Below are 9,287 nucleotides of genomic sequence, written 5' to 3' on the forward strand. Positions count from 1 at the left end.
TCATTATACATATATGGTAGTAAGCGATCATCAGTAGCGTAATCAGATATTTCTGGTGGCTCTACTTCATCTGGACTACCAGTTGGCAGGGTAACTTTCCAGTTGCTCAAATCAATATTTGGTAATAAAAATGTTTCTTCAACAACCTCTTCAGGTGTCTCTTCTATAATTTCAACTTCTTCTTGAATCTCTTCTTGTTCAACCATTTCCTCTTCAACCTCTTTTTCAATAGCATCAGAAGAATTGTCGCAACTCCATAAACTGAACAGTACAATAAGAAACAAGCAATTTTTAATAATTGCTTGTTTAAAAAAATATTGAACACTGTTGAAATTCATAAGTATTGTTATTAATGGTTTACTTCAAGTTCATAAAAACTAACTTTAGCAAAAGAACCTTCATCCCTGCTTTGAAAATAATTACCGGCTTTGAAGTAATTTTCGAAAATGCCCCAACGTTTCATATTAAAATCATCATAAACGGCGAATTCAGTTTTGTTTAATGAAACCACCATTTTTCCATCGGAAACTTTCACTTCGACCTGAAATTTTCTAAAACCTACTTCTTCTTCAAAATTGAATCCTTCATCATCTGTCCAAGCCTCTTCATGAAGTATTCCTATGGAATTTACACCTGGGTATTTTAGTTTTTTGGTTTTAACTCTAACCTTACCATTCTGCCAGTAAATTTTTAATACTGGAGGGGCGTTATTGTCTTTCTGTCCAATTAAATCTCGTTGTTCATTTGTTAGGCGTCCATGTATTTGCAAAATGATAACTTTATGATATTTACCATTTTCATCACGAGAAACTTCATCAACAGCAAGTTTTGCTTTTAAAGACCCTCCTTGTTTAAAAGTCCAATTTGTATTATCGTCACCTGGAACCATTTGTTCTCTAAGTTCTGATCTGGAATATTTTGTATTGGCTGTAGTAGCTGAGGTAGGGTAGGCATAAAATGTTAAAGCTCCTTTGGTAGAGTCATTATACATATAAGGTTTTAAAGTCTTATTTGTAGCATAATCTAAAATCTCCGGCGGTTCAACACTAATTGCACCTCCTTTTCCTGTGCCCTCTGGAATGGTTACTTTCCAATTGCTTAATTCAATTTCAGGAAGTCTTATCTTCTTTTTCCTCTTCTTAGATTTTTTAGTTTTTATACCCGATTCCGTAACGCTACTCTCGTTGTTCTGACAAGTAGCGTTTACAGATATAAAAAGTATTAAAATTGATATTAATAATTCTTTTCGGATATAATTCATTACACTCAATTACGGTGCTAGAGTTACTTTAACATTGTCAAACCAACCATCTTTTACGGTAATTGCATAAAGCCATATAGCAACCTCTCCACTTTCATTAGAAGTAAACGGAACTTGAACTAAGGTACCTACGGTATCAGAGAATTTTCCCTCTGCTATCGTTCCAAAATGACTTCCCAAATTACTGCTCTCTGCCGCTATAGCATCAGCTCCATCAATAAAGTGACCGTCTAGAACTACGGCAACCATTCTTCTGCCTCCTACTGGTTCAGTATCCGAGCTGTCATCTTTTATGGCATATTCAAATTCCAAGATATAATCCGTATCAGGAAGTAATGTAAGCGCTTGGTACCCGTATCTGCTTTTACTGCTTGCATATACTCCTCCAGAAGTACCGTTACTCCATTTTGCTCCTCTTGTTTTACTTCCATTGGCTGATCCATCATAATTTGTCCACGAGCCGTCACCACTTCCGTTAAAAGCATCAGTGTTTCCATCTGTATGAGTAGCTATCTTCCATTGAGCTGTGCTCAAATCAAAACCACCATTTAAAATGGTTGAACTAGCAGCCTTTGATAAATAGATATTGTCTACGTTAATAGTAGCGTGGTCTTTTGCTGTACCTCCTGTTCCTAGTTCAAATTTTATTTCATCAATTTGAACTACAGGTGCTGAAAAATCAGTAGCTAGGTTATAATCTAAACTTGCCCATTCACCATCTGCTAAATCAATGCCATCAATTACATACTCTTCATCGGTATCACCATTTATCAAAGTAATTTTTAACTTATCAATTCCTTCGGAAAAAACAGAATGAACATCAAAATGAATATCAGTAACGCCAATTCCGTCTGGGTTGTCATTTGCTGGAGAAGCTAATGCTTCTGCAATAACAATTGGTTCAGCTTCGGCCTCTTCTTTAATTGTTTCGCCATCCTCTTCATACGTAGCCGGTTTACCAAATACAAAGGCTCCTACATTGCTTCCAAGTCTAGAATATTCAAGCACGTTGTTCTCTGATTCGGTCGTAACGATTTTATCTGCTGAAAAATCACTTAATGCTATTTGATAAGGAACAAAACCACCATCAAAATCAAGACCGTCACTAAATATAGCAACTACATCTGCAGTATTTCTGCTAGGTGACGCAGCAGTTGTTTTAATAGCTACAGGAGAATGAGTAATAGTTATTTCTTCGCTTTTAGTGATGTCTGATTGACCATCTGCTTTTGTAGTTACAGATATTATATAGTCTGCTTCTTCATTTTCGTTAGGATAATCATATGAAGCAGACCCACCTTGTTCTGAAATAGTTACAGGGCTGCCACCATCTCCAAAATCTACTGTGTAGGAGTCAACTCCTACAGACACTGGTGTAACTGTAATATAGGTGCCGTCTTCATTTCCATCACCATCAGGACCTGACGTAGCGGAAAAACTAGACAACACACTTATGGTCTCTCCTCCGGATGATGCCACTGGGGCAATCGGTGTGTAACCATCATCCTCACATGACAATATAAGTCCCGTTATTAACAAGGCGCTTATTCCTTTGTTTATTAATTTCATTTTTTATTTATTTTTTATTTGTTTATTTCTCTCTGTTGAAACTAGTATGTTTAATAAATCTTAATACTATCAACAAAGGCAAATACAGCTATTACTTTATTAATTACTATAGAAATGCGATTGATAAAAAAGTGCTTAGCATTTCTATAGTAATATTTAAATGGAACCAATTATTCAATTTGTTCTATGCTAATTTTAGAAAACCTAGTTTCAGTACCTGCATACTCAATATTGAATCTCATGTTTTCTGTTGCAACTCCTGTTTCAAATCTGTATGAAATAGCTTGATAATTAGAAGCATTAGCAGATAAAGGAATACCTTCATTAACGAAGTCTGGTTCGTCCTCATTATCCGCATCTTCAATTAGTAGGGTTCCAGCGGCAGTTCCACTAGATTTGCTCACATACCAGAAAGTTATTTCATATGTTCTGCCAGGAAGTACTAATATAGTTTGATCAAGAAAGTTTGAACTACTACTCAATTTAGCAGCCCCATTACCTTCTGGCGGTACCGGTGACTGGGATGCTGAATATGTACTTGTTTCGCCACTAGATCCTGCCCAAGGAGTTCTTGGGTCACATAAAAAGTCTGGGCATTCAAAAGCTGATATTAATTTATCCTCAACTACTACATCTAGGGTAATTGAGGATGTCTCACCATTACCATCACTAGCAGTAAAAGTTACAGGATAAATGCCCTCTCCTGCCTCAAAGGTATACGTAGGGTCTTGTTCTGAAGAAGTTTCTCCGCCTCCAAAATCCCATAAGTAGTTTGATGCCTCACTAGAGAGATCGGTAAAATTTATTATTCTAAAATTGTCCTGGTCTGCTGTATAATCAAAATTAGCTTCTGGAAATACGGTGTCTACTTTAGAATTTGCATCTGGTAAATCATCTCTGAAAAGACTGTCATCACAGCTAATAAACAAACTAGTTGTAACTACACCCAAGAGTAATACCGTTCTTTTATTGAAAATATTTATTTTATAATTCATTGCTTAAATATTTATAGATTAATATCCTGGGTTTTGAGTTAAAAGACCACCACTTATGTTTATTTCTCTCGCAGGAATGGGTAGTAATAATTTTCTAGCATCGAATACATAACCTAGTTCGGAAGCATGAGCAGTTAAAACTGCATCTGCAACTCCAAATCTTAATAGATCAAACCATCTTTGGTTTTCAAAAGCCAATTCTACTCTTCTTTCAAGCAAAAGGTCCTCTTTTGTAATATTGCTAACAGCATCTGTCAAACCTGCTCTATCTCTTACTTTTTGAAAAGAAGCTAAGGCAGCAGCATTGTTAGTTGAAGCTCCTCCAGCCATAATTGCTTCTACATGCATAAGAAGTACATCTGCATATCGTAAAGCAATATAATCGTTACCGGCATCTCGAGAACTTCCGCCATAAGTTGGTGGCGAAACACTAAGGTCTGATCCTTCAGGTAAGAACTTGGTTACTTCCGTTGCATCAGAAAAGGTAAAATATGAAACGGCTGTTCTGTTACCTCCTGCTAATTCAAAATCTACAATAAGGTTGTCATTTACAATATTTTGACCATCCTCTTGTCCTTGACGTCTACCGCCAGAAGTAAATTCAGAAGAAAAACTTTGACTCTCAAGGCTATTACCGGTCATGTATTGAATAGCAAAAATGATTTCATCATTTAACTCAGAATAAAATACATCACTAAAGCTGCTTTCTAAATCAAAAGCTCCACTATTGACAATGGCTTCACACATTTGCTGTGCACCTGTATAATTAGGGTTTGCCTGTGTTAAGTATACTTTTGCTAAAATACCTTGAGCAGCTGCTTTTGACGCTCTAGATTTAGATGAATTATCCAAAACAGTAATAGCTTCTTGTAAGTCTGCTACAATTTGCGTGTAAATCTGTGCTTTAGGTATTCTAATAAAAAGAGTTTCATTCTCTGTAGGACCTACTACGGAAGTTACTAGGGGCACATCACCAAACATACGAACCAATTTAAAGTAGGCGTAAGCTCTTAAGAATTTAGCTTCAGCTGAGTACTTTGCTTGATTACCTGCATCTGCAATATCAATAAAGTTCAAGATGTTGTTAGCTCTAAAAATGACTTCATACATAGAAGCATAATAATCTTCAGATTCTACATTGTTAGAATTAACCGTATATCTGTGAAAATCGGCTTTAGAACCTTCTAGTGTAGCATTCCTTGTATTATCAGTTCTATGCTCAGTCAAAAGGTGTTCAAATTGTACACCTCTGTTAGCGTCACCAATATTCCCTATAGTATTTTCATTTACTCCTTGAAGAGCATCATAAATTCCTATTACCCCAGCTAGTACATCTGCATCAGTTTGAAAAAAAGCATCTACTGCAACTGCGGTGTCTGGTAGTGGGTTCAAATATTCCTCAGTATCACAAGAAACAAAAACGGACACTGTTACGGCAAAAATTAAATATTTTATATGTTTCATTTTTTGTTTTTTTAGATTAAAAGTCAATGTTTAGACCAAATGTTACCGTCTTGAATATTGGTGTACCCGCTCTTTGTGAACCATATGCTCTAGGGTTACTGCCGTCTACATGTTCCGGGTTGAAACCGTGATAATCATCTGCAGTAAGATAAAGTAGATTCTGAGCAGTGGCATAAAGTCTTAAACCGTCTAAACCTATTTTAGAGGTTACGTCCTCTGGAAAGTTATACCCAAGATTTACATTTCTTAATGAAAAGTAATCTGAGCTAGCAATAACTTCACTTGTTAATACTTTTTCTTGTATAAAAGACTCATGTGGCACTAGACCGTCCGCAACAGCTTGAGTTTCGCCTCCACTACGGGTTCTGTTACCAAACCAGTTATAGAAATATTGGTCACCAATATTGTTTACTTGGCCACCTACACTTCCTTGAACCATGAAAGAGAAGTCAAAATTTCCTAATTTAAATTCATTAGTAAAACTATATACCATATCTGGGTAAGGGTCTCCTAAAATAGTTTTGTCCTCATCGGTAATTAGACCATCACCATTTAAATCCTTTACGATAGTATCATCTGATTGACCATTAATTCTGTTCCAAGGATTATCAACGTAAGTTGTTCTAAAAGAAGTCTCATCAAAAGCTTCTTCATCTACTACATAACCCCAAAAAGAAGATATGGGTTCTCCTATACGATTAATCCATTGTGAATTTCTGCCGTAGTCATCTTCAATTAAAGCATTGTTGGAATCTCCAAAACTGAGTAACTCATTTTTGTTGGTAGAAGCAATAAAAGTTGAGTTCCAAGAGAATTTTTCGCCAATAATATTTTTGGTTCTAAGCTCTAGTTCCCATCCCGTGTTTTGTACTTTTCCTAGATTTACTATACCATTGTTAAAACCAGTAAGATAAGATACGGGGTTGTTTAATAGTAGTTCATCACTAGTTCTTTGGTAGTAGTCTAAAGAACCTGAAATTCTATTAGAAAAAAGTGCGTAATCCAATCCAACGGAGAATTCTTCAGAAGCTTCCCATTGTAATAACGCATTAGCAATGTTACGTGGAGAAACACCTGAACTTACATTTCCATTATCAATTGCATTTGAATTTTGCAACAATGCTAAATAAGGCCATGCGTTTACAACATCATCTCCAACATTAAAATTCTCAGCACCGGTAAGACCGTAACTAATTCTAAATTTTAAGTTACTTATTGCATCACTGTTCGCTAAGAAGTTTTCTTTGGATACATTCCAACCTGCAGATACTGCAGGGAAATTACCCCACTTGGAGTCAATGCCAAAAACAGAACTTCCATCTCGTCTAAAAGACGCATTAAATAAATATTTCCCATCGTATGCGTAATTTACTCTAGCAAAATATCCTAATTTCTTCAACTCTGTATTAGTTTCAGTAGGTATATCAACTAGTGTAGCACCTTGAAAGTTTTTCAATAAATCATTAGAAAATCCACTACCAGTAGTAATACTTTCTTCAGAGACTCTTCTCTGTGCAGTCATACCTAGAAGTAAATTTAGGTCATGCTTATCATTAAAAGTTTTAGTGTAGTTTAAGGTGTTATCCGAAATTAATCTACTTCTAAATCTATTTCCTAAATAATAAGCTGCTCTACCGGCACCACCTGAATGATGCATTGTACCGTCATATCTAGTTCTTTTTCTTTGTTCAAGAGTTACACCTAATGATGTTCTGGCGGTAAGGCCATCTGCAATTTCATAACTTAAATATGTTGAGCCAAATAACTTGGTATTGTACTCATAATGTTCTCTCTCAACGTATTGTGCGTATGGGTTTGAATCACCAGAAGTACGAGGTCTACTTGTGCTTCCGTCACCATTAATATCTAAGTTCAATAAATGATTTTCATAGAAGTAATCACCAACACCAACATCTGGATAAGAACTACGATCAATAAACTGAAGAGATTCTTCAGTATGATATATAGGTAACCAAGGTGATTGACGTATTGGATTATGTATTGATGTAGGCAGACGTCTTTGTTTTGTATATGATGGCGTAGCACTAAGACCAAATTTTAATTTATCCCCTATTTTAGAATTCACCTTTAAACTAGCAGTATATAACTTATAGTCATCTGTTATTACAACTCCTTCATCGCTAAGGTATCTTAGTGATGCACTAAATTTAGTGTCTTCCGTACCACCTCTTGCAGATAGGGAATGACTTGTTACGGTTCCTCCATCAAAGAAAACATCTTGCCAATCTCTGTCAACACCAGTAGTCTTAACTAAGAGTTGTGCATATTGTGTCTCATTAGAAAGTGAACCTGTTGCAGCACGCTCTTTATTTGCCCAGTCAGAAACACTCTTGGAATAGTCTTCACTTTTATGGGCGCTTTTATAACCTGAGTAAGTTTGGTAGCTAAATTTCGTTTTTCCGGCCTTTCCGCTCTTAGTAGTAATTAGAATAACACCGTTAGAACCTTCACTACCATAAATAGCAGCAGATGCAGCATCTTTCAATATTTCAAAAGACTCAACATCGTTCATATCCAGGTTGCCAAGAAAATCTGAACTTACAATTATTCCATCAACTACTAAAGCAGGTCCTGAATCAGCCGTAACAGACCCTATACCTCTAATAGTTATAGTTGGGGCACCACCAGCCTCTGCGTTGGTTGCTTGGATGTTAACTCCGGAAACTTGACCAATAAGAGCATCATCTACCCTTGAAACCGCTATTTGGTCTAAGCTTTCGTTAGTTACTTTAGATATGGAACCAGTTAATGTAGATTTTTTTTGTGTACCATAACCTACTACGACAACTTCGTCTAGTTGGCTAGCATCTTCCATCATGGTAACAGATAATTCTGTTTGACCGGTTATAGCTATCGTCTGAGTTACGTAACCGATATAAGAAAATTGAAGTAAATCGCCTTCCGAAACGTTTATTTGATATAATCCGTCAAAATCTGTAGAGGTACCTGTGGTGGTATTTGCGATGATAACGTTAACCCCTGGTATTGGAACGTTGTCCACATCGGAAACCGTACCTGACAGCGAGTAGTTGTCTTGGGCAAATAGAGATATATTGAAACACAATATAGCTACAAGCGTTAGTTTGTTTTTAAAATTCATTTGTGTTAAAGTTAAGTTAGTAATGTTCATCGGTTTAAGGCCCGACGCCTAAATGAAACTGTGTAAGAATTCCACTTAATCATCAACTTACTATAGCACGTAACTCATTAACATCTCTGAATTTTGTATTTTTGTAATGAGCGTGTATAGTAAAATGTACGTGTTCGTTGTATTACTTCCCGTGAGAATGAAGTAATTTTAGTTAAAAAGGATGGGTGTGCGCCCGTCCTTTTTTTATTTAAGTATTTTATGCTTTCATTAAATATTTCTTTGATTAATATTAGCTAGTAATTCTTATTTTTTTTCAATTGGTTACCCATACTGGTTTACCAAATTGGTTTACCAAATATAACTTAATACTTTGTTAAAAAAAATAATATTAATAAAATCAATGTTAAATATTAAGAATATGCTATTTTAACTAGTTATTGTTTGCTAAAGTGTTAATTGGATACTTCTTGGTTTTAAGAGAAGAAAAATTTGGGGATTAAACCGTATTAATCTATTAATAAATAGGTTTTTCTAGTAGTTGAGTGTGTTATTTTAGAGGTGATTTCTTATACTATTAATAAGCTGAATTGAGTGAGTGTTTTACTGCTTTTTGTTAATTTTGTTGGCAGTTATTGAATTTTTGAAATAGTAATGATTGTATCGTCTTTGTTAGCAAAAAAGAAATTGTTTTGTTGTTATCTCAGAAAGAAATGGAGCTATTGGCAAGGCTAATAAAATTAGAATTTACTTAAATTTTTAGCAATAAAGCCTTTTCGGAAAACACTAAAATACCATTAAAAACACTTTCATTTTTTTCTGACAAAATCCATCAGTTTCATATGGTGCTATACAAAATTAAACACCGCTTTTTGGCATTTTATTACGT

Annotated in this window: 5 protein-coding genes and 1 pseudogene; all 6 read right to left on the reverse strand. The window is 35.3% G+C overall.

Annotated features, from left to right (window positions below; genetic code table 11):
* Nucleotides 1-338: pseudogene (locus ACSHW7_RS15785) on the reverse strand (hypothetical protein); the annotation flags it as partial.
* Between the two features lie 11 nt (nucleotides 339-349).
* Complete coding sequence (locus ACSHW7_RS15790) at nucleotides 350-1,261, reverse strand: polysaccharide lyase family 7 protein (protein WP_435680333.1); 912 nt, start codon at nucleotides 1,259-1,261, stop codon at nucleotides 350-352.
* 9 nt (nucleotides 1,262-1,270) lie between these two features.
* Nucleotides 1,271-2,830 (reverse strand): hypothetical protein, encoded by a 1,560-nt coding sequence (locus ACSHW7_RS15795; RefSeq protein WP_435680334.1) that lies wholly within the window; start codon nucleotides 2,828-2,830, stop codon nucleotides 1,271-1,273.
* Nucleotides 2,831-3,000: 170 nt separating this feature from the next.
* Nucleotides 3,001-3,825 carry a PKD domain-containing protein gene (locus tag ACSHW7_RS15800; protein WP_435680335.1) on the reverse strand — a complete coding sequence of 275 codons (825 nt, stop codon included), beginning with the start codon at nucleotides 3,823-3,825 and terminating at the stop codon, nucleotides 3,001-3,003.
* Nucleotides 3,826-3,843: 18 nt separating this feature from the next.
* Complete coding sequence (locus tag ACSHW7_RS15805; protein WP_435680336.1) at nucleotides 3,844-5,289, reverse strand: RagB/SusD family nutrient uptake outer membrane protein; 1,446 nt, start codon at nucleotides 5,287-5,289, stop codon at nucleotides 3,844-3,846.
* Nucleotides 5,290-5,305: 16 nt separating this feature from the next.
* Complete coding sequence (locus tag ACSHW7_RS15810) at nucleotides 5,306-8,410, reverse strand: SusC/RagA family TonB-linked outer membrane protein (protein ID WP_435680337.1); 3,105 nt, start codon at nucleotides 8,408-8,410, stop codon at nucleotides 5,306-5,308.
* Nucleotides 8,411-9,287 lie beyond the last annotated feature (877 nt).

This window comes from Patiriisocius sp. (assembly GCF_051252435.1).
Classification (GTDB): domain Bacteria; phylum Bacteroidota; class Bacteroidia; order Flavobacteriales; family Flavobacteriaceae; genus Patiriisocius.

Coding starts and splice junctions, on each gene's coding strand:
- ACSHW7_RS15800 (WP_435680335.1), bottom strand. CDS start 3,825: ATGAATTATAAAATAAATATTTTCAATAAAAGAACGGTATTACTCTTG.
- ACSHW7_RS15795 (WP_435680334.1), bottom strand. CDS start 2,830: ATGAAATTAATAAACAAAGGAATAAGCGCCTTGTTAATAACGGGACTT.
- ACSHW7_RS15810 (WP_435680337.1), bottom strand. CDS start 8,410: ATGAATTTTAAAAACAAACTAACGCTTGTAGCTATATTGTGTTTCAAT.
- ACSHW7_RS15790 (WP_435680333.1), bottom strand. CDS start 1,261: ATGAATTATATCCGAAAAGAATTATTAATATCAATTTTAATACTTTTT.
- ACSHW7_RS15805 (WP_435680336.1), bottom strand. CDS start 5,289: ATGAAACATATAAAATATTTAATTTTTGCCGTAACAGTGTCCGTTTTT.